The organism is Micromonospora sp. NPDC005291, assembly GCF_040607415.1.
Classification (GTDB): Bacteria; Actinomycetota; Actinomycetes; order Mycobacteriales; family Micromonosporaceae; genus Micromonospora.
This window is the reverse complement of sequence record NZ_JBEXGR010000014.1, coordinates 156,019-177,769: the sequence shown is the minus strand read 5'-3', so window position 1 is coordinate 177,769 and position 21,751 is coordinate 156,019. Positions and strand designations below refer to the sequence as shown.

Below are 21,751 nucleotides of genomic sequence, written 5' to 3'. Positions count from 1 at the left end.
GTGTCGGTGGTGACGGCGCGTTCTTCCTGCTCCTGGACGAGCCCGAGGTGTACGGGCTACCACCGGATCCGATCGTGACTACTCGCGACCTGCCGAAGATGTGGAAGCGCGCCGGCATCGCGGCCCTCGCCATGGCGGCGGCCACCGTCGCCGCGTTCGTCGGAGGTTCCTCGTGAGTCCGCACCGCCCTGAGGTGGGCGAGAAGTTCCGCCGCTTCCGCGACCGGCTGGCTGCCGAGCGTTCCGAGCGGCGGGGCGTCCCGGCGCGGCGGGAGGCGAGCGTCCACGGCGGACCGGCGGGTACCGACGCCCGGGCGGACCTGACCTCGCCGCCGCAGGGCAACGCCGAGCACGCCGGTCGACGGGATGGCCGCCGGGGCGGTCGTCGCGGGGGTGGCGAGGAGCTGCGGGTGCCGGAGGCCGAGTTCACCTCGTACTACGGTCGGCCCATCCTGAAGGCGCCGGTCTGGAAGTGGGACATCGCCGCGTACCTGTTCACCGGCGGGCTGGCGGCCGGCTCGTCGCTGCTCGCCGCGGGTGGGCAGCTCACCGCGCGGCCGGCGCTGCGCCGTGCCGGTCGGGTCACCGCGTTGGCCGCCGTCAGCGCCAGTGCGGTCTTCCTGGTCAGGGACCTGGGCCGGCCGGCACGGTTCCACCACATGCTGCGGGTGGCGAAGCCGACCTCGCCGATGTCGGTGGGCACCTGGATCCTCACCGCGTACGGGCCGGCGGCCGGCGTCGCCGCGATCGCCGAGGCCGCCGGTTGGCTGCCTCGCCACGGTCTGCTCGGGCTGGCCGGCCGGGCGTTGCCGTCGGTCGGGCACGCCGCTGGGCTGCTCGCCGCCGGTACCGCGCCCGCGCTGGCCACGTACACCGGGGTGTTGCTCGCCGACACGGCGGTGCCGTCCTGGCACGAGGCGTACCCGGAGCTGCCGGTCATCTTCGCGGGCAGCGCCCTGGCCAGCGGCGCCGGCGTGGGCCTGCTCGCCGCGCCGCCGGCTCAGGCCGGGCCGGCCCGGCGGATGGCGGTGGCCGGTGCGGCCCTGGAGCTGTATGGCGCGCATCGGGTGGAGACCCGCCTCGGTCTGCTCAGTGAGCCCTACCGTCTGGGCCGGCCCGGTCAGCTGTTGCGCGCCGGTCGGCTGCTGACGACAGCCGGTGTGGCCGGCGCGCTCCTCGGCCGACGCAGCCGGCTGGTCGGCGCGCTGTCCGGGGCGGCGCTGCTGGCCGCCTCGGTCGTGACCCGGTTCGGCATCTTCTACGGCGGCGTCGCCTCCGCCCGCGACCCTCGGTACACGGTGGTGCCCCAGCGTGAGCGGGTCGAAGCTCGGCGGACCGAGGGTGGAACTTCCACCTGACCGGGCGGCATCGCCCGTGCTGTGATCGAATGTCCGATGGAGGCGTTCAGGCGGCTGGTGCCCCTCCCGGTCTTCAAAACCGGTGTGGTCCGGGACCCGGGCCAGGCGGGTTCGATTCCCGTCCGTCTCCGCCAACATGGGGCAGGAGATGACGCGATGGGCGACGGCCCGGTGGACCCGCGACGTCGGGTGCCGCGCACCGACACGCTGCTCGCCGATCCGCTGCTGGCCGCGGCCACCGCGACGCTCGGGCGGGACCAGGTCAAGGCGGTCGTGGCCCGGGCGCAGGAGCGGGCCCGCCGCGGCGAGATCGGCCCCGGCCAGGTCCGGGACGTCGCGGTCGCCGCGCTACCCGCGGCCGGCCCCCGCGCGGTGCTCAACGCCACCGGTGTCGTGCTGCACACCAACCTGGGACGGGCACCGCTGTCATCCGCCGCTGTCGCCGCGGTGGTGGCCGCGGCCGGGCACACCGACGTCGAACTGGACCTGACCACCGGCCGTCGGGCCCGCCGTGGCCGTGAAGCGCTCGACGCGCTGGCCGCCGCCGTGCCTGACGCGGGCGCCGTGCACGTGGTCAACAACGGCGCCGCCGCGCTGGTGCTGGCGGCCACCGCGTTGGCCGCTGGCCGGGAGATCGTGGTCAGCCGGGGCGAGCTGGTCGAGATCGGGGACGGTTTCCGCCTGCCCGACCTGCTGGAGAGCACCGGCGCTCGGCTGCGGGAGGTGGGCACCACCAACCGCACCACCCTCGCCGACTACGCCGCCGCCCTCGGCCCGCAGACCGGGTTCGTGCTCAAGGTGCACCCGTCTAACTTCCAGATCACCGGTTTCACCTCGGCCACCCCGGTACGACAACTGGCCACCCTCGGTGTGCCGGTGGTCGCCGACATCGGCTCCGGCCTGCTCGCCGCGGATGGGCTGCTGCCCGACGAACCGGACGCGGCCAGCACCCTGCGCGCCGGCGCCGCGCTGGTCACCGCCAGCGGCGACAAGTTGCTCGGAGGGCCGCAGGCAGGGCTGCTGCTCGGCGACGTCGAGCTGATCGACCGGCTGCGCCGTCATCCGCTGGCCCGGGCTCTGCGCGTGGACAAGCTCACCCTGGCCGCGCTGGCCGCCACCCTGCACCACCCGGACACACCGACCCGGGCGGCGTTGCGCGCCGACCCGGGTGCCCTGCGTCAGCGGGTGGAGCGGCTACGCGACCGGCTCGGCGCGGACGGCCGCAAGGCGGAGGTGGTGCCGGCCGTCGCGGTGGTCGGCGGCGGCGGCGCCCCCGGCGTGGAGTTGGACTCGTGGGCTCTGAGTCTGCCCGAGCGGTACGCGGCGCCGCTGCGCACCGGAGACCAGCCGGTCTTCGGCCGGGTGGTGCGGGGTCGACTCCTGCTCGACCTGCGCTGTGTGCCCGCCGACGCCGACGAGGATGTCCGAGCGGCCGTGCTGCGCGTGCCCGGGGACGACTGAGAGTGTTCGTCGTCGCCACCGCCGGGCACGTCGACCACGGCAAGTCGACCCTGGTCCGGGCGTTGACCGGGATGGAGCCCGACCGGTGGGCCGAGGAACGCCGCCGGGGGATGACCATCGACCTGGGGTTCGCCTGGACGACACTGCCGTCCGGCGGCACCGTCGCCTTCGTCGACGTGCCCGGGCACGAGCGGTTCGTGCCGAACATGCTCGCCGGGGTGGGCCCGGTGCCGGCGGCGCTGTTCGTGGTCGCTGCCGACGAGGGATGGATGCCGCAGTCCGCCGAGCACCTGGCCGCGCTCGACGCGCTCGGTGTCGCGTACGGCCTGCTGGTGGTGACCCGGGCCGACCTGGCCGATCCGGGGCCGGCGACGGCCCGCGCCCGTGCCGAGATCGCCGCGAGCAGCCTCGGCCCGGTGCAGGCGGTGGCGGTCAGCGGCCTTACCGGCGCGGGCCTGCCGGAGCTGCGTACCGCCCTGGACCGGCTCGCCGCCCGACTGCCGGCCCCCGCGGTGGACGACCCGGTCCGGCTCTGGGTCGACCGCAGCTTCACGGTGCGGGGCAGCGGCACCGTCGTCACCGGCACCCTCGGCGCCGGTCGCCTCCGGGTGGGCGACGAGCTCGAGCTGGCCGGCACCGACGAACCGGTCCGGGTCCGCGGCCTGCACGCACTGGGCGAGGCCAGACCGGAGGCCGCGGCGGTGGCCCGGGTGGCGGTCAACCTGCGCGGTACGCCCCGCGACCGGCTCGGCCGCGGTGACGCGCTGCTCACCCCGGGCCGGTTCCACCGCACCGATCTCGTCGACGTCCGACTCACCGGCGACCCGGCCGCCGACCTGCCCGCCACCCTCACCCTGCACGTCGGGTCGGCGGCGGTGCCGGTCCGGGTGCGCCCGCTGGGCCCGGACACGGTACGGCTGCGGCTGGCCCGTCCGTTGCCGCTGCTGGTGGGCGACCGGGCGGTGCTGCGTGACCCGGGCCGGCACCACGTGGCCGGCGGGGTGCGGGTGCTGGACGTGGCACCACCACCGCTGGTCCGCCGAGGGGCCGCCGCCGCCCGCGCGCAGGTCCTCGCCGAGCTGGACGGTCGGCCCGACCTGGCCGGGGAGCTGCGCCGCCGCCGGTTGGTCCGGGCCGGCGCGTTGATCCGGATGGGTGTGCCGGTGCACGCCGAGCCGGTGGCCGGTGACTGGCTGGCCGACCCCGCGCACTGGCGGCGGCTCCGCGACCAGTTGACCGAGGAGGTCGCCCGCTACGCCGAGGAGCACCCGTTGGAGCCGGGGATGCCGGTGGACGCCCTGCGTCAGCGTCTCGCCCTGCCCGACCGGGTGCTGGTCGAGGCGCTGGTCCGGCCGCCTCTGCGAATCAACGCGGGGCGGGTCGGGGCGGCGGGCGTCGACGCGCTGCCCGAAGCGGTGGCACGGGCCGTGCAGCGCGTCCGCGCCGAGTACGGCGATCGGCCGTTCCGCGCCCCCGAAGCGGACCGCCTCGTCGACCTCGGTCTGGGTCCCCGGGAGATCGGGGCAGCGGTGCGTGCCGGCGCCCTGCTGCGGCTGGCCGACAACGTGGTGCTGCTGCCCGACGCACTCGACGACGCGGTCCGGGTGCTGGCCGGACTGCCCCAACCGTTCACCCTCTCCGCGGCCCGGCAGGCGTTGGACACCACCCGCCGGGTGGCCGTGCCGCTGTTGGAGTTGCTGGACCGTCGGGGCGCGACCCGACGACTGCCCGACGACGCCCGGATCGTCGTCACCTGACCGCCGGCGTGTACCGGGGCTGACACGACAAGCGCCGGGGTGCGACGGTGGCGACATGCTTGAGGTGTTCCCGTCGCGGCCGTTGGGTGGCCGGTGGCGCGGTGTTGTCCCGGCGACGCTGCGCTGGGGGCTGCCGCTGCTCTGGGTGCTCTGGGCCGCTCTGGCCTGGTGGGTCGAGCCCCGCGAGTCGACCGTAGCCCAGCTCGACCGGGATCTGGCGACCGGCCAGGTGGTGACCTTCCAACGGGCGTACGGCTGGAACGACGACGCGTACTGGGGGAGCCGGCCGGAACCGCAGTACGCGGGGAACGGCGCGATGCTCGCCTGGACCGTGCCGAACGGCCGGACCCGGTACGCCTACGTCCAGCCGCCCGCCTCGGATTCGTACCCCGTCGAGCCGGACCCGACGCCGGGCGCCGGGCGGGACGCGCGGCTCGCCGCGGTCGCCGGCCCGTGGCATGCCGACGGCGCCCTCACACACCGGATCGCGGACGGCGCCGCTCTGCTCGCCGGCGTGCTGACCCTGCTCTGGTTGGGCAGGTTGATCGGCGGCGCGCCGCCACTGGCGGGCACCCGGTGGTTCTGGTTCTGGGTGGGGCTCCTGCCGTTCGGGGTGGGTGTGCTGGCCTGGTCGTACCGGGAGCTGTGGAGGCCGCCGTCGGCGTCGGTTCCCGACCGTGGCTCGGGGTGGCGCGGCTTCGGCTGGCTGGTGCTCGCCGGGGTCGGGATCGCCATTCTGGTGTCCGCTGCCCGTGCCCTGCTCGGGGTGACGGTGGTGCCGGGCTAACCGGCCCCCGGGTCGGTGGCGGTCACTTACGGTGACGCCATGGACCCTTCGGCGGTCTGGCGGGACCGGCAGCACCGGTGGCGGATCGAGGCGTACCACGCGCCGGACCTGCGGTTCGCCATCTACGCCACCAACGGCCCCACCGAGTCCGTGCCGCTCTGGCTGTTCGGTATGTCGGCGTTGGCCCGGTGGCTGATGACCCACGCCATCTCGCTGGACGACCTGGAGGTCGACTGAGCGGGGGCGCGGGCGAAACCGGACCCGGAGCCTGCCCCGCTGCGGTTGAGTGACCTGAGGCGGCGGAGGGGGGTGCGCGATGGGCGGTCAGCTCGGGCAGTTGGCGCTGGTGGCCGTGCTGGTGCTGATCAACGCCGCGCTCTCCGGCAGTGAGATGGCGCTGGTGACGTTGCGCGAGGGGCAGCTGCGGCGGCTGGGTCGGCGGTCCCGCGCCGGCGACCGGTTGGTGCAGCTGTCCCGCGACCCGAACCGCTACCTGGCCACCATTCAGCTTGGCATCACCCTGGCCGGTTTTCTCGCCTCGGCGGCTGCCGCGGTGTCACTGGCCGGGCCGCTGGTCGGCCCGTTGGGCTTCCTCGGTGGCGCGGCCCGCCCCGCCGCGGTGCTGCTGGTGACCGTGCTGCTGACCTTCGTCACGTTGGTGCTCGGGGAGTTGGCCCCGAAGCGGCTGGCCATGCAGCGGGCGGAGCGCTGGGCGCTGCTCAGCGCCGGCCCGCTGGACCTGCTCGCCCGAGTGTCCCGACCGGCGGTGTGGCTGCTCAGTCGGGCCACTGACGCGGTGGTACGGCTGGCCGGCGGCGACCCGCGAGCCAACCGGGAGGAGATGACCGAGGACGAGCTGCGGGAGATGCTGGTCAGCCAGCACGGCCTGTCGCCCCAGCAGCGGGAGATCCTGACCGGGGCATTCGACATCGCCGGCCGGACGCTGCGGGAGATCCTGGTGGCCCGGCGGGAGGTGACGACGCTGCCGGCCAACCTGACCGCCGACGAGGGCGTGCGTCAGCTCGCCATCGCCGGGCGGTCCCGCGCTCCCGTCACCGGCCCTGGCGGGCTGGACGAGGTGCTCGGCGTGGTGCACATCCGCGACCTGGTGCAGGCCGGCACCGTCATGGTGGGCGAGCGGGTCCGGTCGCCGCTGCTGCTGCCGGTCACCCTGCCGGTCGCCGACGCGTTGCGTCAGCTCCGTCAGGAGCATCAGCAACTGGCCCTGGTGGTCGACGAGCACGGCGGCATCGACGGCATGGTCACCATGGAGGATCTGCTGGCCGAGGTGGTCGGCGAGTTGTACGACGAGACCGACCGCGACGTGCGCGGGGTGATCCGGGAGTCGGACGGGTCCCTGCTGGTGCCCGGCGACTTCCCACTGCACGACCTGCCCGATCTGGGGGTGCGGTTGAGCTTCCCGTTGTCACGGGACTACACCACGGTGGCGGGGCTCGTGCTGGCGCGGCTGCGGCATCTGCCGGGTGAGCCGGGGGAGACGGTGCGGCTGCCGGGGTTGACCCTGGAGGTGGTGGAGGTGGCCGACCGCGCGGTGCGCCGGGTGCGGCTACGGGGGTTCGTCACGGACCGCTGACCACCACCCGGAAGAGGGACAACTACCCCGAATCCGCCCGAGGTGGATTCGGGGCCGCCTACGGTGCGATACGTGAAGGACCGAGGGTTGCGTACGTTCGTCACGGTGCTGGCCGGCCTCGCGGTGATCTACTTCGGTAGCGCTGGCCGCAGCCCCGAGGAGGGCCCTGGCATCTCCAGCGGGGTGGTGATCCTGGCGCTGCTCGCCGCGCTGTTGGTGTGGTACCTGACCCGGCCGGGGGACAAGACGGTGAAGTGAGCGCCTCAGCGGGCCGCGACGCGGGTGACCTCGCCGGCGGACTCCTCGCCGAGCGCCACCCGTACCAGCGCTGAGGCGAGCCGGCCGAAGTCCGGCTCGTCGACGAGACCGGCCAACCCGTCCGGGGAGCCCGGCAGACCCAGCCGCTTCGCCCCGGCCAGGGCCCGACGGTCGGCGTACGGGCGCAGGTCCGACCAGACCGCCTGAGCCTCGCGCAGGTAGATGTCCGCGCCGGTGGGGCCGATGCCGGGGAACTCGGTGAGTCGACGGCGCAGCCCGGCGGGGTCGCCCTGGGCCTCCCGGTGCAGCCGTCGCAGGTCACCGTGCCAGCGGTCCAGGCACAGGCGGGCGCCGGTGCCGAGCATGGTGGCGGTCCGCTCGTCGTAGCGGCGGTAGTGGCCCCGGCCCAACGCGTCGACGCGCTGCTGCCAGGTGGCCGCCTCCATCGCCTGTGGCGTGCGGTAGCCCGCGGCGAACAGCTCCCGCGCGGCGTCCACCGCCACGCACGCCCGGATCCGGGTGCTCAGCAGGGTCGCGAGCACCAGCAGCTGATACAGCGGCCCCGGGCGGTCGGAGAGGCGGATGCCGGCCTCCTCCGCGTAGGTGCGGCCACGCCGGTCCAGCAGGACCCGTACCACCGTTCGATCGTTGCCCACACCGACCGGGTACCCGATCCGTCACCCACTAGCCATCTCGCCGGTGACCGGGGCCGGAATGCCGCCGGAGCGGGCGGGTATGCCGGCGGTGGAGGCGGTCGATGCCGCCTGCCGTACCCGGAAGGGAGACACCCGTGGTCAACCCGCAGCAGGAGGAGCTCCGGCGCAACGCCAAGGGAGCCACCAGCCAGGACAGCAAGGGGCCCAAGCCGACCGGGCACCCGCTCAACCGTGGCTCGTCGCGCGGCGACGAGGGTCGACCGGTGCCCAAGGGGCAGGTGTCGCCGTACGGCCCGGCCGGTGAACCGACGGCCGAGGACGACAGCGACACCCGCTGACTAGCGACTGCGACCTGACGGCCGCCGCAACCTGTTCCAGGTGGCGGCGGCCGTCAGCCCGTATGCGAGGTGCGGAATGATGTCGGAGACCCAGTCCGAGCGCCGCCACGTGCGCGGGTCACTGATGCCGAGCGCGGTGATCGACCCGTCGGTCATGGTCATGACGCCGGCACCGAGCAGACCGGTGGCCATCGGCAGCGGCTGGCGCCGACCACCGGCGTAGAGCGCGAACGCGACACCGGCGGCGATGCCCAGCCCGTAGCCGATCAGGGGCCCGAGGCCCGAGCGGCGGTTGGCCGCCCGGGCCCCGGACCCCAGGTCCACGTGTGCGATCCCGGCCAGCCGGTCGACGGTCTCCTGCGGGGTGTTGCTCTCCGGCCGTCCCCGTAGCGCCATGTCGAGGTAGCTGACCACGTTCAGCGCGGTGGTGCCGACGGCGCCCGCGATGGCGCCGTCGGCCACGTCGACCTTCCTCACTTCGGGTCGCCCGGTTCGCGTTCGCCCTTGGGGCCGTACGTGCGGTCACCGCGCACCACGCCCCGTTGGCCGCGATCCTCCTGGAGGATCCTGTTCGCGACCTTGTTGGCCTTGCCGTCGGGCACCCGGCGTCCGGAGTCGTCGATCGCGTTGCGCAACCGCGCCCGCTGCTTGTCGTACGCGTTACTGCCCGGCCGTGGTCCTGGCATCTGCTGCCTCCTTCGTCGGTCTGGGCGTACCGCGGCCGTCTACCCGTCTGGCGAGGGGCCAACCTCGGCCCTCAGCGGGGAGCCCGGACCACGGCGACCGGGCACTGCGCGTGGTGCAGCACCGACTGGCTCACCGAGCCCAGCAGCAACCCGGTCACCTCGCCGCGCCCCTGCCCACCCACGACCACCAGTTGGGCGGAGCGGGACGCCTCGGCGAGCACGGCACCCGGCCGGCCGTGCACCGCCCGGCAGGTCAGCCGCAGCTTCCGGTGGTGCTCGGTCAGCCCGCTCAGCCACGAGGCGAGCATCCGCTCCTGCTCGCCGTGCAGCTGCGCCTCGTCGTACACCAGGGGTTGCATGTCGCCCGGGCCGCTGCTGCCCGGGTGCCGGTAGGCGTGCACCGCCACCAGCGGCACGCCGCGCGACACGGCGGCCTCGGCGGCGAAGTCGGCCGCCAGCCGGGAGGCCTCCGAACCGTCCACCGCGACCAGCACCGGCTCGTCGGGCCGTTGCGCGCCGCGGGCGACGAGCACCGGGCAGTCGGCGTACGCGGCGACCTGCACCGCGACCGAGCCGACCACCAACGCGGAGAAGCCACCCAACCCGCGGTCGCCGAGCACGATGAGCGCGGCGGTGGGGGATTCGCCCACCAGCACCGCGGCGGCCTCACCGTCGATGATCTCGCCGGAGATCGACAGCCCCGGTGCGGTCGCCTCGGCCTCGGCCACCGCGGCCTCGACCAGCTCCTCGGCCCGGTGGCGCAGCCCACCGCCGGGTGGTGCGTCCGGGGCGGGGGAGACCGGCACGTGCAGCAGCGGCCAGATGAACCCGTGCACGACCCGCAGCGGCCGGTGCTGGCGCGCTGCCTCCGTGGCGGCGAGGCGTACGGCGCGCAGCGCCTGCTCCGAGCCGTCCACGCCGACCACGACCGCCGCGTTGTTCGCCGAGTTCACCGCTCACCTCCCGCTCGCGGCCAGTATCACGGGCGGAGACGCCTCCGCGTCGCGATACCGCCGATCGCGTCCGGGTCGGTACGCTGGCGACGACCGGCCGGGGAAGGGGCATCGTCGATGGGTGAACCGGACCAGCCGAGCACCGCACGCATGATCGACTTTTGGCTCGGCGGGGAGCACCACTTCCCCGTCGATGTGGCCGCCGCGAGCGCGTTCGAGCAGGCGTACCGGCCGTGCGCGCCGGTGTTCCAGGAGCTGCGGGCGTTCCTGGGTCGGGCGGTGCGGGCCATGGCCGAGCAGGGCATGGACGGTTTCCTGGTGTTTGGAGCCGGCGTGCCGACCATGGGCAACGTGCACGAGGTCGCCACCGACGCGACAGTTCTCTACACCGACGTCGACCCGGTCACCATCCGGCTGGGGCAGAGCATCCTCGCCGGCAGCGACCGGGCCGGCTACGGCTTCGGTGACGCGACCGACATCGGCACGATCGACCCGGCGCAGCTGCACCGTTTCGTTCCGGGCTGGGGCCGGCGGCCGGTCGGGCTGGTCTTTCTCGGGCTCGCCGCGTTCCTCGACGACGCCACGCTGACCCGCACCCTCGACGAGCTGTACGCCGGGGCGGCGCCGGGCAGCCTGCTCGCCGTGGACTTCGACACCGAGGAGCTGGCCGGTCACCCGCAGGCGCTGGCGATGATGGGGCCGCAGTTCCGGATGCGTCCGCCGGCGGCGTTCGCGCCGCTGCTGGGTCGGTGGGCGCCGACGGCCGACGGGATCGTCCCGGTCGCCCGGTGGCGGCCGGAGGGTTCGCCGGCAGAGGTACCTGACGCGTTCCATGGCGTGCTCGCGACCCGCGGCGGCGACTGACCGCGCGGATTTGCCGTCCGAGGGCGTCCGTATGATGCTTGCCCTGTAGCAAGCTTTCGGAGAGGACGACCATGGTGGACGCGCCGGACGTGGTTTCGCGCGCGCTGCGCGAGGCCCCGCCCGACCAACTGGCGGAAGCGGCGGACCGGGCTATCCGGTCGACGATGGGCGCTCTCCGCACCGACGTGTTCGTCGCCGACTACCGGATCAGCGGGCTGTGGCCGGTGCTGGATCCGGACCTTCCGGCGGCCGGGTTCCTGGCCTGCCACACCGTGGCACAGCGCTGCTTCAGCAGCCAGCAACCGGTGCGCGACAGTGTCGTCGAGGGTGCGTGCCGGCTCTACCTGCCGCTGACGGTGTGGGGGGAGCGGCTGGGCGTGCTGCTGATCGAGCTTCCCGCCGTACCGGGGCCGGCCGTCACCGGCCAGGCGACGGACATCGCCGGTGCCCTGGCGGTGGCGATGCGTGCGGCGGACCGGGAGACCGACCGTTACCGGCGGGCCCGTCGTCGCGAGCGAATGACGATGGCCGCCGAGATGCAGTGGGACCTGCTGCCCGGTCGCAGTGTGGCGCACCACGCGTTCGATCTGGCCGGTCAGCTCGAGCCGGCGTACACCGTTGGTGGCGACCACTTCGACTGGTCCCTGGACGGCGACCTGCTCACCCTGACGGTGCTCAACGGTGAGGGCAGTGGCCTGGCCGCGTCGATGCTGACCGCCGTCACCGTGAACGCGATGCGCAACGCGCGGCGCTCCGATGGCGGCCTGGTGGAGCAGGCCGAGTTGGCCTCGGACACGGTCTTCTACCAACACCGGGGCCGTCGGTACGTGGCCACCCTGTTGCTCGAGGTGGACACCCGCACCGGCCGCGTACGCGCGGTCGACGCGGGGTCCCCGCACATGCTGCGGATGCGCGGATCCGTGGTCGAGCCGGTGGAGCTGGAGCAGCAGATGCCGCTGGGCATGTTCGCTGAGACCCGTTACGAGTTGCAGGAGCTGCAACTCGCGCCGGGCGACCGCCTCTTCGTGGTCAGCGACGGGGTGTGGGCCGCCGAGCCGCCGGGGCAGGAGCCGTACGGGCTGCGAGTCATGTCCCGTTCCCTACGCGCCACGCGGTTGCAGCCGCCGGCCGAGGCAGTTGGTACGGTGATGCGCGAACTGCACGCCTATCACGCGGACGCCGATCTGCGCGACGACGCCGTCGTTGTCTGTCTGGACTGGCACGGTCCGCGTGGGCGGGGCAGCGGGTGAGGGTCGCCGCCGCTCTGCCGGGCAGGCACCAGCGCGACGACGGCAGGGGACATCGGGTGGAGCGACCTGCGGATCTCGCCGCGGCGATCGACGCGGCTGCCGAGACACTGATCGCCGTCCTCGAGTCGGCCGCGTCGGGGCACCAGGTGCCGCCCACCCAGTTGAGGGTGTTGACGCTGATCAGCAGTCGGCAGGAGACCAACGTCAACGGGTTGGCGGAGCTGCTGGATGTGGTGCCCTCGTCAGCCAGCCGCCTCTGCGACCGGCTGGAGGCGACCGGTCTGTTGCGCCGGGTGGCCGATCCACGGGACCGGCGTGAGGTGCGGTTGGTGCCGACCGCCGCCGCGCTGACCCTGCTCAGGGAGTTAGCCGAGCGGCGGCAGCGTGCGGTGCAGACGGTGCTGGATCGGATGCCGGCGCGGCTGCAGCACGATCTGTTGCTGTCGTTGGTCGCGTTCGCTCGGGCGGCGACCCAGTCGGTGCCCGAGCAGCAGACCGATTCCGCGGTTCAGACCGCCTGAGGGCGGCCCGCCTTCCACTACTATCCTAGGACGCTCTACGCGTGGTGATCCACGCCACAGTGCGACAGGACCGCGCCGAGCGCCGCACGGCGGCACCCAGGCAGCAGAGAGAAGCCCGATATAGTGGCAGCGCACTTACCCGGCCCGTGATCATCGAGATCGCGGGCCGCATCAGGGAAGGGGCCCCACCCGGGGCCGCAGGGGAAGCCGGCGGTGGCCGGCCCAACAGCGCGCACGACCCTCAGCCGCGCCGGACGTCGGCCGAGGGCCGCGTGCCGTGGAGGAGGATCGGTGTCGCGTCGGCCGGCTCGGCCAGAGCAACCGCGGGACACCGGTGACCAGACTCCCGGAAACCAGGTGCTCACCCTGCCCAACCTGATCAGCTTCGGGCGGCTGCTGGGCGTGCCGATCTTCCTCTACCTGTTCCTGGTCGAGCGGGCCGACGTGGCAGCGGTCGTCGTGCTGGCCATCGGCGGCACCACCGACTGGGTCGACGGCTGGATCGCCCGCCGTCTGCGCCAGGTGAGCCGACTCGGGGAGCTGCTCGACCCACTGGCCGATCGGCTCTACATCCTCGCCACCCTGGTCGCCTTCACCGCGCGCGAGGTGGTGCCGTGGCAGTTCACCGCGGCCTTGCTGGCCCGTGAGCTGCTCCTGCTCGGTTCACTGGCGGTGCTGCGTCGCTACGGGTACGGGCCGCCGCCGGTGCACTACGTGGGCAAGACCGCCACGTTCCTGCTGCTCGCAGCGTTCCCGGTGCTGCTGCTGGGCACCGCGGCGACCGACGTGGCGACGGCGGCGAACGCCATCGGCTGGGGTCTGGCCTGGTGGGGGTTGGTGCTCTACTGGGTGGCCGGCGGGATGTACGTCGTACAGGCGGCCCGGCTGGTGCGCGCGGCGCGCGGCCCGGGGGCGGCGGCGTGAGCGCGCCGCGGCCCGGGAAACCCCGCCAGGACCGGGTGTACGCGCCGGATTTCCTCACCGAGCTGTTCCGCAATCCGCTGGACCCGGGGTACGCGGACGCGGCGGCCGCTCGTCGACGGTCGGCGTCCACGGAACCGGCCCGGGGGTGGCGTGCGTGGCCGTCACGGTCGATCAGCCTCGTCGTGGTGGTGATGCTCGGTTTCCTGTTCGCGGTCGCGTACCGGCAGACGATGGCCGACGAGCCGGGGCGCAGCCAGGCCCGTTCCGGTCTGGTGGCGCAGATCAAGGAGCGGGAGAAGCAGACCGACCGGTTGTCCACGCGAGCGGACCAGCTGCGCGAGGAGGTCAGTCGGCAGCGGGACGCGGCGTTGAGCGGGTCGGTGGCCGCCCGGCTGCGGGACCAGGAGGCGAGCACCGGGCTGGGTCGGGTGCGCGGCGACGGTGTGGTGGTGCGGTTGGCGGACGCGCCGGACAACGCGGATGCGGTGACCGGCGCCGGCGCTGGGCCGCCACGGGTGCTCTACAGCGACCTGCAGGGGGTGGCGAACGCGTTGTGGAGTGCCGGCGCGGAGGCGATCGCCATCAACGGGCAGCGGTTGACAGCGACGTCGACGATCCGGTCGGCGGGTGAGGCGATGCTGGTGGATTTCCGGCCGGTGACCGGGCCGTACGAGGTGTCGGCGATCGGCCCGGGTTCGATGCGGCGCACATTCGAGGACAGCCGTAACGCGGCGCTGATGCGGGAGGTCGCGCAGAAGACCGGGTTGTCGTTCGGTGTGCGGGAGTCGGACGACCTCACCCTGCCGGCGGCTCCGGAGCCGCAGCTACGCTACGCCAAGCCGTCGGTCAGTCCGAGCCCTTCCGCGTCGGGTGTCCGGTCCGGCAGTCCCGGGTCGTCCGCTCCGACGACGACCACTAGCCCCTCCGGAGGTGGCCGATGATCCCGGTGCTGGCGTTGCTCGCCGGTGTGGTGCTCGGTGTGTGGCTCGATCCCTCGGTGCCGGCGGCGTTGCAGCCGTACCTGCCGATCGCGGTGGTGGCCGCGTTGGACGCGGTGTTCGGTGGTGTGCGGGCCAGGTTGGACCGCATCTTCGACGACAAGCAGTTTGTGGTGTCGTTCATCTCGAACGTGCTGGTTGCTGGTCTGATCGTGTATCTGGGTGACCAGTTGGGGGTGGGCGGGCAGTTGTCCACCGGCGTGGTCGTTGTGCTCGGGGTGCGCATCTTCGGCAACGTGGCGGCGATCCGTCGACACCTGTTCCGGGCGTAGGTTGGGATGCGATGAGTGACGAGCAGACCGACACGGGGACCGGGTGGCCGCAGCCGGCGGGGCCGGCGCGGCCGGGTGGGCCGGCGGGTGAGCCGGATCCGCGGCCGGATGCGCCGGATCCGGACGAGTTGAGCCCGTTGGCGCCGCAGGAGCCGGTGGAGCGGGAGCTGCCGGACGTGGAGCCCGTCGTGGAGCCGGACGTGGATCTGGTTGACGACGGCGCGACGGTGGACCTGAGCGCGGTGTCGCGTTCGGAGGCGCCGGTGGCGAGTTCCGACGGGTTGGCGGAGCCGGTCGGGGAGTCGGTGGCGGCGGGTCGGTCCCGGTTGAGTACGGCCGGGGTGATGATCGTTGCGTTGTTGGCGTTGCTGGGCTTCACGTTGGTGGTGCAGTTGAAGACGACGTCGACGGATCCGACGTTGGGGGCGACGCGCCAGGAGGACCTGGTCCGGATCCTGTCGGATCTGGACGCGCGGGAGAGCCGTCTCCAGCAGGACATCAGGGCTCTGGAGGACAGTCAGCGGCAGTTGCAATCGGGTGAGCAGGGCCGTCAGGCGGCGTTGGACGAGGCGACGCGGCGGGCGGACGAGCTGGGCATCCTTGCGGGTACGTTGCCGGCGGTCGGGCCGGGGTTGACGGTGCAGTTCGATGCTGGCGCCAAGCCGATCACGGCGAACCGGGTGCTGGACGCGGTGCAGGAGCTGCGGGGTGCGGGCGCGGAGGCGATGCAGATTTCCGGTGCGGACCGGGCGACGGTGCGGGTCATCGCGTCGACGTACTTCCTCGACGGGGACAACGGGTCGTTGGTGGTGGAGGGGCGTCGGTTGACGGGGCCGTTCACCATCACGGTGATCGGTGATCCGGCGACGATGCGCACGGCGTTGAACATTCCTGGTGGGGTGGTGGCGTCGGTTCGGGGTGGCGGCGGTAACGTGACGTTTGGGGAGCGTGAGGTTGCCGAGGTTTCGGCGCTGCACGTGCCGATCAAGTTGGAACACGCCCGTCCGGTCTCCTGACCGGCGCGGCCGCGCCGGACCCGGGTGGTCCGGGGCACCGATGGATGAAGGACGCGTCTGGTGATTCCCGAGGATCTGCGATACACCGCCGAGCACGAGTGGGTGGCGGGTGACGGCACGGGTTCGATCCGGGTCGGCATCACGCACTTCGCGCAGGACGCGCTGGGTGACATCGTGTACGTGCAGTTGCCCGAGGCGGGTGCGGTGGTCGCGGCCGGTGACTCGTTGGGTGAGATCGAGTCGACCAAGAGTGTGTCGGAGATCTACGCTCCGGTCGCCGGTACGGTTGCGGCCCGCAACGAGGCGCTGGGTGACACCCCTGAGCTGATCAACACCGATCCGTACGGTGAGGGTTGGTTGGTGGAGATCACGCCGAATGATCCGACGGCGACGGACGGGTTGCTGACGGCGGGCGCGTATCAGAAGATCACCGAAGGCTGAGTGTGCTTGATCCGGCGCGTGGGATGTCTGCGCGCGTCCGGTTGCCCTGCATTTCGGCGCTGGCTAGGCTCGCCCAGTCGACCGAGAACCCAATAGTTGAGCGTTGCGGAATTGCCTTCCCGGGCACGGGGAGCCAGCCGCCGGGTGTTCGAGTGCCCGGCGGCCAGACCCGCCATTACCCGACGCCGACCGAACAGATCCGTGAGGTGGTCCCATGACGCGGCCAGACGACGAGTTCCCCCCGCTCGACGTCACTTCGACGCTCAATCTCGGTTCGCTCGACGAAGTGCTGGAGGGGCCGGACACCGATGTGGTGCCGAGCCGGATGTCCAGTTCGTTGCCGCCGGGTATGGCGTTGCTGGTGGTTCGTCGAGGCCCGAATGCGGGTGCCCGGTTCCTGTTGGACCACGATGTGACGACCAGTGGCCGGCACCCGGACAGTGACATTTTCCTCGATGACGTGACGGTGTCGCGTCGGCACGCGGAGTTCCACCGTGACGGTGGCACGTTCACGGTGCGCGACGTGGGCAGCCTGAATGGCACGTACGTGAATCGTGAGCGGGTCGAGGCGGCCACGTTGAGCAATGGTGACGAGGTCCAGATCGGTAAGTTCCGGGTGGTGTTCATCGCCGGTCCGCGCCCGGAGGAAGAGGCCGGCCGGGGGTGAACGAGCCTGCGGCCTCCACGTCACCCGGGGCGGCCCGGTCTCAGCCGCTGATGAGCATCGGTGAGGTGCTTGGGCAGTTGCGGGTCGATTTTCCGGACACCACGATTTCGAAGCTGCGGTTCCTTGAGGCCGAGGGTCTGGTCGAGCCGCAGCGGACGGCGGCGGGTTACCGGAAGTACAGCTGGGACGATGTGTCGCGGTTGCGGTTCGTGTTGACCGCGCAGCGGGACAAGTACCTGCCGTTGCGGGTGATCCGTGAGCAGTTGGCGGAGTGGGATTCGTCCGGTGAGCAGCCGGGGCGGTCGCGGCGGGCGTTGGTGGCGGTTGGTCCCGATGGTGCGGTGCCGGGTCGTGAGTCGGCGGAGCCGGCCGAGTCGTCGCAGGTGCGGCTCGGCCGGGCGGATCTGGTGGCGCGCAGTGGCATCGACGACTCGACGTTGGTGGAGTTGGAGCGGCTCGGTGTCCTGGTGTCGGATCCGCCGGGGTGGTATGACGCGGACGCGTTGATCATCGCGTCGGCGGTGGCGGGGTTGGCGTCGTACGGGTTGGAGCCGCGGCACCTGCGGGGTTATCGGACGGCGGCGGACCGCGAGGTCGGTTTGTTCGCGCAGTTGGTGGCGCCGTTGGCGCGGCAGAGTGATCCGGCGGCGCGGGCGCGGGCGGCGGAGACGGCGCGTGAGTTGGTGGCGTTGTCGGAGCAGTTGCACGCGGCGTTGGTGCGGGTGGGTCTGCGTTCGACGTTGGGTCGGTGAGGGGCCCGGCGGGTGGTGGCTGAGCGGAAAGATCTCTTCCGGGAAGCGTGCCGTAGGCTTGCCGGGGTAACCCCTTTCTGGCGCGAGCGTGGTGCCGTAGCGCATGGGACGGCCGTGTCGCGGTCCGTGTACCGTGCAGGGAAGGGCGCGGTGCGGCGTAGGTGACAACGACACGGAGGCGGCGGTGCGCGAGCTGAGCGTGGTCGGAGTTCGGGTGGAGCTGCCCAGCAACCAGCCGATCGTCCTGCTCAGGGAGGTCGAGGGGGACCGCTATCTGCCGATCTGGATCGGCGCGGTCGAGGCCACGGCTATCGCTTATGAGCAGCAGGGGGTCAAGCCGGCCCGGCCGTTGACGCATGATCTTCTGCGGGACGTGTTGGCGGCGTTGAAGGCGCCCTTGCAGGCGGTGGAGATCACTGAGCTCAAGGAGAACGTCTTCTACGCGGATCTGTTGATCGGCGATGGGGTGCGGGTGTCGGCGCGGCCGAGCGATTCGATCGCGTTGGCGTTGCGTGTCGGGGCACCGATTCGTTGTGCGGAGCAGGTCCTCAGCGAGGCGGGGATCATCATCCCTGACGAGCAGGAGGACGAGGTGGAGAAGTTCCGCGAGTTCCTGGATCAGGTGCGTCCGGAGGATTTCGCGGGCTGAGGTGGGCGCCGACTCTGCGCCCGGCTGTGACTGTGGGTGATGCCCCGGTCCGGTTGGTGATCTTTCTCGGTGGCTGCGCGGCGTGTCGCGTCGGTTCCTCCGTGGTAACCCCTGAGGGTGGCTATAGGGTTGCCATGTCGAGGGGTGCGCGTCCCGGAAACGACGCGTCGCCACACTGACGGGGAGGTTGTCCGGATGCACGAGCCGCGGGATTCCGATCCGGGTGCAGAGTTGAACGAGCCGGGTGCCTCGTCGCCAACGGTGGCGACTGAGGGTGACGGTTCGGTGGGCTACCGGGGTGTGACGGCCTGCCACGCGGTGGGCATCAGTTACCGGCAGTTGGATTACTGGGCGCGGACGACGCTGGTGGTGCCGAGCGTGCGCGACGCCTCTGGTTCGGGGACGCAGCGGTTGTACTCGTTCCGGGACCTGGTGGTGTTGAAGGTCGTGAAGCGGTTGTTGGACGCGGGGGTGTCCCTGCAGAACATCCGCAAGGCGATCGAGGCGTTGCGGTCGCGTGGTGTGGAGGATCTGGCCGGGATCACGCTGATCTCTGATGGGACGACGGTGTACGAGTGCCGGTCCCCGGAAGAGGTGGTCGACCTGTTGCAGGGTGGCCAGGGCGTCTTCGGGATCGCGATCGGTGGGGCCTTCAAGGAGATCCAGGGGTCGTTGTCGCATCTGCCGGCGGAGCCGGCGGTGAGCGGTCCGGTGGAGCCGGCGGTGGCGGCGGATCCGATGGGTGACGAGTTGGCGGCGCGACGGGCGCGGCGGCGGGCTGGCTGAGCGCCCGAGGCGTTCGGCTCATCCAGTTTTTTCCCGACTGGTTTTCTCGCGACCGTCGGTGACCGTGGGTCGGGTCGGTAGGTCTTTGCGCTCCACTGTGGATACGGTGGGTGTCGTTCCGGTGGCCCGTTGTGGAGATACGCGCCGGCAGTGGTGACGTAGCGTGTTGGGCTGGTGTCGGTAACCCGATCGGGGGGCCCTGACCGGAGGCGGTTGACACGCTATGGTCCGACACGGTTCCGGCGCGGTGTCGCCGTGGCACGTCGATGTCGCTCCGTGGGCCGGGCCCCTTCGCGCCGACCCCGCGCGACCCTTCACCCCCCGGAAGGAACGACCGTGACGGTCACCGAAGAAACCGCTCCCGCCTCGCACTACGACCGCATTGGCGGTGCCAGCTCGGTCAAGGCTGCCGTCGATCTGTTTTACGAGAAGGTGCTCGCCGACCCTGAGTTGGCTGGCTACTTCACCGATGTGGACATGGCGGGTCAGCGGCGGCACCTGACGTTGATGTTGACGACGGTGCTGGGTGGCCCGAACGAGTACACCGGTCGTGGGTTGGCCGAGGCGCATCAGCCGTTGAACATCCCTGTGGAGCACTATGTGAAGGTGGGCGGGCACCTGATGGTGACGCTGACCGAGCTGGGTGTTCCGGCGGACATCCTGGCGGACGTGCAGACGGTGCTGGGGCAGGTGCAGGACCAGGTGGTGGCCGCCGGAGACCGGTCGGGCGCCTGAGCGTGGACGCGGCCCGGCTCAAGCAGAGCTGGTCCCTGGTCGCCGGCCACGGTGACCAGGTGCCGCTCTACTTCTATTCGACGTTGTTCCTCGCTCACCCCGAGACGCGGCAGATGTTCCCCACGAACATGGCCGGGCAGCGGGACCGCCTCGTCACCGCGTTGGGGCACATCGTGTCCAACGTGGACCGGGTCGACGGGTTGGTGGGTTTTCTACAGGATCTCGGTGCGGACCACCGCAAGTTCGCGGTACGCGCGGAGCACTACCCGGCGGTCGGTGAGGCGCTGTTGGCGACGTTGCGGCATTTCCTCGGGGAGCAGTGGACCGACGAGTTGGCTCAGGACTGGGCCGCCGCGTACGGGTTGGTCGCGCAGGTGATGACGGAGGCCGCGCAGGCCGCCGAGGCGGTGAACCCGCCGTGGTGGGTGGCGGAGATCGTGGCGCACGAGCGGCGGGCGTTCGACGTGGCGGTGTTGACGGTGCGTCCGCAGTACCTGTTGCCGTTCACCCCGGGTCAGTCGGTCGGGGTGTCGCATCCGTCGGTGCGGTCGTGGCGGTACTACTCGCCGGCGAACGCGCCGCGCGCGGATGGCACGTTGGAGTTGCATGTGCGTGCCGCGCCGGGTGGGGCGGTGTCGTCACGTCTGGTGTACGGGTCGGCGGTCGGGGATCGGATCCACCTGGCGGCGCCGGTGGGGGACCGGCTGGGGTTGTGGTCGGCGGGTTCCAGTGATCTGTTGTTGCTGACCGCGGGTACCGGCTGGGCGCCGGTGAAGGCGTTGGTGGAGCAGGTGGCCGCCGAGGGTTCCCGCCGACGGGTCGACCTCTACGTGGGGGCTCGTTCCCGCAGTGAACTCTACGACAGCGACGCGATCGACAAGTTGGCGTCGTCGTATCCGTGGTTGACGGTGACCTACGTGGTGGGTGCCGACGTGAACCGGCCGGGGGAGTTCGTGCACGCGGTGGACCGGGCGTTGGCCGACGGTGACTGGCATTCCCGGCACGTGTTCGTGTGCGGGTCGGACGAGATGGTTTCGCACGCGGTGCAGACGTTGGTCCAGGCGGGTTTCCACGCGGGTCAGGTGCACCACGAGGGCCTGGGTGAGCAGTGGTACGGCCCGGCCTGGCGTACGGCGGTGCAGCAGTCGACCGTTGGTGACATTTCCGGAGGTGGGCACAGGTGAGTGAGCTTGCGGGCCCGGCAGTCGCGAACGGAGGCGGGCACAGGTGAGTGCGACCCCGATCAGTCGGTACGACGGGATGCAGGTATCCGGCGGTGTGCAGGTGCGGATGACCGCCGACCGGGTCCGTCGGTGGGAGTTCGGCGTCGCGTCGTTCGCCCGGCGTGGCTACGACAACGCTGACGTGGACCGGTTCCGGGTGCAGGTAGCCGACGAGTTGGACCTACTGGTGACGCAGGTCGCGACTCTGCGGGCGGAGAACGAGCGGCTGACCGACCGGGTGGAGTTGCACCGGCACGGGGTCATCCCGAGCACGGGAGCGGCGGCGAAGGCTCCCGCGGCGCGGGAGGTGAATCTGCTGTCCGCGGCGCAACGGGAGGCGGAGCAGATCATCGCGCAGGCGCACGACTACGCGCGGCGGGTCGCCGAGTACGCCCGGATGCAGTACGAGAGCTACATGCAGGCGGCGGAGGCGGAGGCGAAGCAGGCGGCGGAGCGGGCGGTGACGGAGTACCGCAGCGCGGCTGGGTCGAGCTTCGACGACACGGTGGCCACCCGGGAGGCGTTGCGGATCTTCGGCGAGATGATGGTGTCGCACATGCAGGCGGCGGCGCGGCATCTCGACGACGGCAGTGAGCAGTTGGCCCGCACAATGGACCGGATCGCCGCGGAGACACCGGGGGCGCCGTTCGTGGGCGGCACGGCGGGGCAGTCGGCGTTGCCGCGGCACCAGCAGCGGTGACGCCGCCGGGGTGGGGTCCGCTTCTGCCGGACCTCACCCCGGCTCGGGTGTTGGTAGGAACGACGACACCAGGAGTTAGAAGGCCGCAGGCCGACTGCGAGGCAAG

Annotated in this window: 27 protein-coding genes, 1 tRNA gene and 1 pseudogene; 25 read left to right on the top strand and 4 right to left on the bottom strand. The window is 72.1% G+C overall.

The features are described from left to right. From ABZT18_RS20220 to ABZT18_RS20180, 9 genes and pseudogenes are all read left to right on the top strand, one after another. Nucleotides 1–176, top strand: a pseudogene (locus tag ABZT18_RS20220) (4Fe-4S ferredoxin); the annotation flags it as partial. Beyond that, the gene (nrfD, locus tag ABZT18_RS20215; RefSeq protein ID WP_354996503.1) at nt 173–1,357 is read left to right on the top strand and encodes an NrfD/PsrC family molybdoenzyme membrane anchor subunit; all 1,185 of its coding nucleotides are present in this window, start codon (nt 173–175) and stop codon (nt 1,355–1,357) included. The pseudogene ABZT18_RS20220 and the gene nrfD, both read left to right, overlap by 4 nt. A gap of 38 nt (nt 1,358–1,395) precedes the next feature. After that, nucleotides 1,396–1,491, top strand: a tRNA-Sec gene (locus ABZT18_RS20210). 22 nt (nt 1,492–1,513) lie between these two features. Beyond that, nucleotides 1,514–2,818 carry an L-seryl-tRNA(Sec) selenium transferase gene (gene selA, locus ABZT18_RS20205; RefSeq protein WP_354996502.1) on the top strand — a complete coding sequence of 435 codons (1,305 nt, stop codon included), beginning with the start codon at nt 1,514–1,516 and terminating at the stop codon, nt 2,816–2,818. A gap of 2 nt (nt 2,819–2,820) precedes the next feature. After that, complete coding sequence (gene selB, locus ABZT18_RS20200; RefSeq protein WP_354996501.1) at nt 2,821–4,575, top strand: selenocysteine-specific translation elongation factor; 1,755 nt, start codon at nt 2,821–2,823, stop codon at nt 4,573–4,575. 55 nt (nt 4,576–4,630) lie between these two features. Next, nucleotides 4,631–5,362 (top strand): hypothetical protein, encoded by a 732-nt coding sequence (locus tag ABZT18_RS20195; protein WP_354996500.1) that lies wholly within the window; start codon nt 4,631–4,633, stop codon nt 5,360–5,362. Between the two features lie 39 nt (nt 5,363–5,401). Next, nucleotides 5,402–5,599, top strand: a complete 198-nt coding sequence (locus tag ABZT18_RS20190; protein ID WP_354996499.1) for a hypothetical protein — start codon at nt 5,402–5,404, stop codon at nt 5,597–5,599. Nucleotides 5,600–5,678: 79 nt separating this feature from the next. Beyond that, a complete protein-coding gene (locus ABZT18_RS20185) occupies nt 5,679–6,956 on the top strand; it encodes a hemolysin family protein (RefSeq protein ID WP_354996498.1) in 1,278 nt (425 codons plus the stop codon). A 72-nt stretch (nt 6,957–7,028) separates the two neighbouring features. Further along, nucleotides 7,029–7,214 (top strand): hypothetical protein, encoded by a 186-nt coding sequence (locus tag ABZT18_RS20180; RefSeq protein ID WP_354996513.1) that lies wholly within the window; start codon nt 7,029–7,031, stop codon nt 7,212–7,214. A gap of 5 nt (nt 7,215–7,219) precedes the next feature. Here ABZT18_RS20180 and ABZT18_RS20175 read toward each other — a convergent pair whose 3' ends face one another. After that, nucleotides 7,220–7,870, bottom strand: a complete 651-nt coding sequence (locus ABZT18_RS20175) for a hypothetical protein (protein ID WP_354996497.1) — start codon at nt 7,868–7,870, stop codon at nt 7,220–7,222. A 134-nt stretch (nt 7,871–8,004) separates the two neighbouring features. Between ABZT18_RS20175 and ABZT18_RS20170 the strand changes: the two genes are divergently transcribed. After that, nucleotides 8,005–8,208, top strand: coding sequence for a hypothetical protein (locus ABZT18_RS20170; protein WP_354996496.1), 204 nt, complete (start codon nt 8,005–8,007; stop codon nt 8,206–8,208). Here the strand turns inward: ABZT18_RS20170 and ABZT18_RS20165 are convergent, their stop codons facing one another. From ABZT18_RS20165 to ABZT18_RS20155, 3 genes are all read right to left on the bottom strand, one after another. Then, nucleotides 8,209–8,685 carry a hypothetical protein gene (locus ABZT18_RS20165; protein WP_354996495.1) on the bottom strand — a complete coding sequence of 159 codons (477 nt, stop codon included), beginning with the start codon at nt 8,683–8,685 and terminating at the stop codon, nt 8,209–8,211. It lies immediately after the preceding gene. Further along, nucleotides 8,682–8,894: a phosphatidylethanolamine-binding protein gene (locus ABZT18_RS20160; protein WP_354996494.1), complete on the bottom strand. Its 213-nt coding sequence runs from the start codon at nt 8,892–8,894 to the stop codon at nt 8,682–8,684. Before ABZT18_RS20160 ends, ABZT18_RS20165 begins: the two co-directional genes overlap by 4 nt. Nucleotides 8,895–8,965: 71 nt before the next feature. Further along, the gene (locus ABZT18_RS20155) at nt 8,966–9,847 is read right to left on the bottom strand and encodes a universal stress protein (protein WP_354996493.1); all 882 of its coding nucleotides are present in this window, start codon (nt 9,845–9,847) and stop codon (nt 8,966–8,968) included. A gap of 117 nt (nt 9,848–9,964) precedes the next feature. Here ABZT18_RS20155 and ABZT18_RS20150 point away from each other — a divergent pair, with 117 nt between their 5' ends. The 15 genes from ABZT18_RS20150 to ABZT18_RS20080 all read left to right on the top strand — a co-directional run bounded on the left by ABZT18_RS20150 (nt 9,965) and on the right by ABZT18_RS20080 (nt 21,645). After that, nucleotides 9,965–10,711 (top strand): SAM-dependent methyltransferase, encoded by a 747-nt coding sequence (locus ABZT18_RS20150; RefSeq protein ID WP_354996492.1) that lies wholly within the window; start codon nt 9,965–9,967, stop codon nt 10,709–10,711. Between the two features lie 71 nt (nt 10,712–10,782). Further along, nucleotides 10,783–11,961 carry a PP2C family protein-serine/threonine phosphatase gene (locus ABZT18_RS20145; RefSeq protein ID WP_354996491.1) on the top strand — a complete coding sequence of 393 codons (1,179 nt, stop codon included), beginning with the start codon at nt 10,783–10,785 and terminating at the stop codon, nt 11,959–11,961. Between the two features lie 56 nt (nt 11,962–12,017). Further along, complete coding sequence (locus tag ABZT18_RS20140; RefSeq protein WP_354996490.1) at nt 12,018–12,482, top strand: MarR family transcriptional regulator; 465 nt, start codon at nt 12,018–12,020, stop codon at nt 12,480–12,482. Nucleotides 12,483–12,773: 291 nt separating this feature from the next. Continuing rightward, nucleotides 12,774–13,406: a CDP-alcohol phosphatidyltransferase family protein gene (locus tag ABZT18_RS20135; protein ID WP_354996489.1), complete on the top strand. Its 633-nt coding sequence runs from the start codon at nt 12,774–12,776 to the stop codon at nt 13,404–13,406. Further along, nucleotides 13,403–14,347 (top strand): DUF881 domain-containing protein, encoded by a 945-nt coding sequence (locus tag ABZT18_RS20130; RefSeq protein WP_354996488.1) that lies wholly within the window; start codon nt 13,403–13,405, stop codon nt 14,345–14,347. The genes ABZT18_RS20135 and ABZT18_RS20130 overlap by 4 nt, the downstream gene beginning before the upstream one ends. After that, entirely contained in the window at nt 14,344–14,676 is a 333-nt protein-coding gene (locus tag ABZT18_RS20125; RefSeq protein WP_354996487.1) for a small basic family protein, read from the top strand. The genes ABZT18_RS20130 and ABZT18_RS20125 overlap by 4 nt, the downstream gene beginning before the upstream one ends. 11 nt (nt 14,677–14,687) lie before the next feature. Beyond that, nucleotides 14,688–15,692: a DUF881 domain-containing protein gene (locus ABZT18_RS20120; RefSeq protein ID WP_354996486.1), complete on the top strand. Its 1,005-nt coding sequence runs from the start codon at nt 14,688–14,690 to the stop codon at nt 15,690–15,692. A gap of 60 nt (nt 15,693–15,752) precedes the next feature. After that, nucleotides 15,753–16,133 carry a glycine cleavage system protein GcvH gene (gcvH, locus tag ABZT18_RS20115; protein WP_354996485.1) on the top strand — a complete coding sequence of 127 codons (381 nt, stop codon included), beginning with the start codon at nt 15,753–15,755 and terminating at the stop codon, nt 16,131–16,133. Between the two features lie 214 nt (nt 16,134–16,347). Beyond that, on the top strand, nt 16,348–16,800 hold the full coding sequence (locus ABZT18_RS20110; protein WP_354996484.1) for an FHA domain-containing protein: 453 nt from the start codon (nt 16,348–16,350) through the stop codon (nt 16,798–16,800). Nucleotides 16,801–16,850: 50 nt separating this feature from the next. Next, a complete protein-coding gene (locus ABZT18_RS20105) occupies nt 16,851–17,552 on the top strand; it encodes a MerR family transcriptional regulator (protein ID WP_354996483.1) in 702 nt (233 codons plus the stop codon). A gap of 184 nt (nt 17,553–17,736) precedes the next feature. After that, a complete protein-coding gene (locus ABZT18_RS20100; RefSeq protein ID WP_354996482.1) occupies nt 17,737–18,201 on the top strand; it encodes a bifunctional nuclease family protein in 465 nt (154 codons plus the stop codon). Between the two features lie 195 nt (nt 18,202–18,396). Beyond that, entirely contained in the window at nt 18,397–18,987 is a 591-nt protein-coding gene (locus tag ABZT18_RS20095) for a MerR family transcriptional regulator (RefSeq protein ID WP_355252144.1), read from the top strand. Nucleotides 18,988–19,323: 336 nt separating this feature from the next. Beyond that, nucleotides 19,324–19,722: a group 1 truncated hemoglobin gene (locus tag ABZT18_RS20090; RefSeq protein WP_355252141.1), complete on the top strand. Its 399-nt coding sequence runs from the start codon at nt 19,324–19,326 to the stop codon at nt 19,720–19,722. Nucleotides 19,723–19,724: 2 nt separating this feature from the next. Next, nucleotides 19,725–20,906, top strand: coding sequence for a globin domain-containing protein (locus tag ABZT18_RS20085; RefSeq protein ID WP_354996479.1), 1,182 nt, complete (start codon nt 19,725–19,727; stop codon nt 20,904–20,906). A gap of 43 nt (nt 20,907–20,949) precedes the next feature. Continuing rightward, nucleotides 20,950–21,645, top strand: coding sequence for a cell division protein DivIVA (locus tag ABZT18_RS20080; protein WP_354996478.1), 696 nt, complete (start codon nt 20,950–20,952; stop codon nt 21,643–21,645). Nucleotides 21,646–21,751: the final 106 nt, after the last annotated feature.

Excerpts from the sequence above, each read along its gene's own strand:
- selA (WP_354996502.1), top strand. The coding sequence starts at position 1,514 with ATGGGCGACGGCCCGGTGGACCCGCGACGTCGGGTGCCGCGCACCGAC.
- ABZT18_RS20195 (WP_354996500.1), top strand. The coding sequence starts at position 4,631 with ATGCTTGAGGTGTTCCCGTCGCGGCCGTTGGGTGGCCGGTGGCGCGGT.
- ABZT18_RS20190 (WP_354996499.1), top strand. The coding sequence starts at position 5,402 with ATGGACCCTTCGGCGGTCTGGCGGGACCGGCAGCACCGGTGGCGGATC.
- ABZT18_RS20185 (WP_354996498.1), top strand. The coding sequence starts at position 5,679 with ATGGGCGGTCAGCTCGGGCAGTTGGCGCTGGTGGCCGTGCTGGTGCTG.
- ABZT18_RS20160 (WP_354996494.1), bottom strand. The coding sequence starts at position 8,894 with ATGCCAGGACCACGGCCGGGCAGTAACGCGTACGACAAGCAGCGGGCG.
- ABZT18_RS20150 (WP_354996492.1), top strand. The coding sequence starts at position 9,965 with ATGGGTGAACCGGACCAGCCGAGCACCGCACGCATGATCGACTTTTGG.
- ABZT18_RS20145 (WP_354996491.1), top strand. The coding sequence starts at position 10,783 with ATGGTGGACGCGCCGGACGTGGTTTCGCGCGCGCTGCGCGAGGCCCCG.
- ABZT18_RS20125 (WP_354996487.1), top strand. The coding sequence starts at position 14,344 with ATGATCCCGGTGCTGGCGTTGCTCGCCGGTGTGGTGCTCGGTGTGTGG.
- ABZT18_RS20120 (WP_354996486.1), top strand. The coding sequence starts at position 14,688 with ATGAGTGACGAGCAGACCGACACGGGGACCGGGTGGCCGCAGCCGGCG.
- ABZT18_RS20110 (WP_354996484.1), top strand. The coding sequence starts at position 16,348 with ATGACGCGGCCAGACGACGAGTTCCCCCCGCTCGACGTCACTTCGACG.
- ABZT18_RS20105 (WP_354996483.1), top strand. The coding sequence starts at position 16,851 with ATGAGCATCGGTGAGGTGCTTGGGCAGTTGCGGGTCGATTTTCCGGAC.
- ABZT18_RS20095 (WP_355252144.1), top strand. The coding sequence starts at position 18,397 with ATGCACGAGCCGCGGGATTCCGATCCGGGTGCAGAGTTGAACGAGCCG.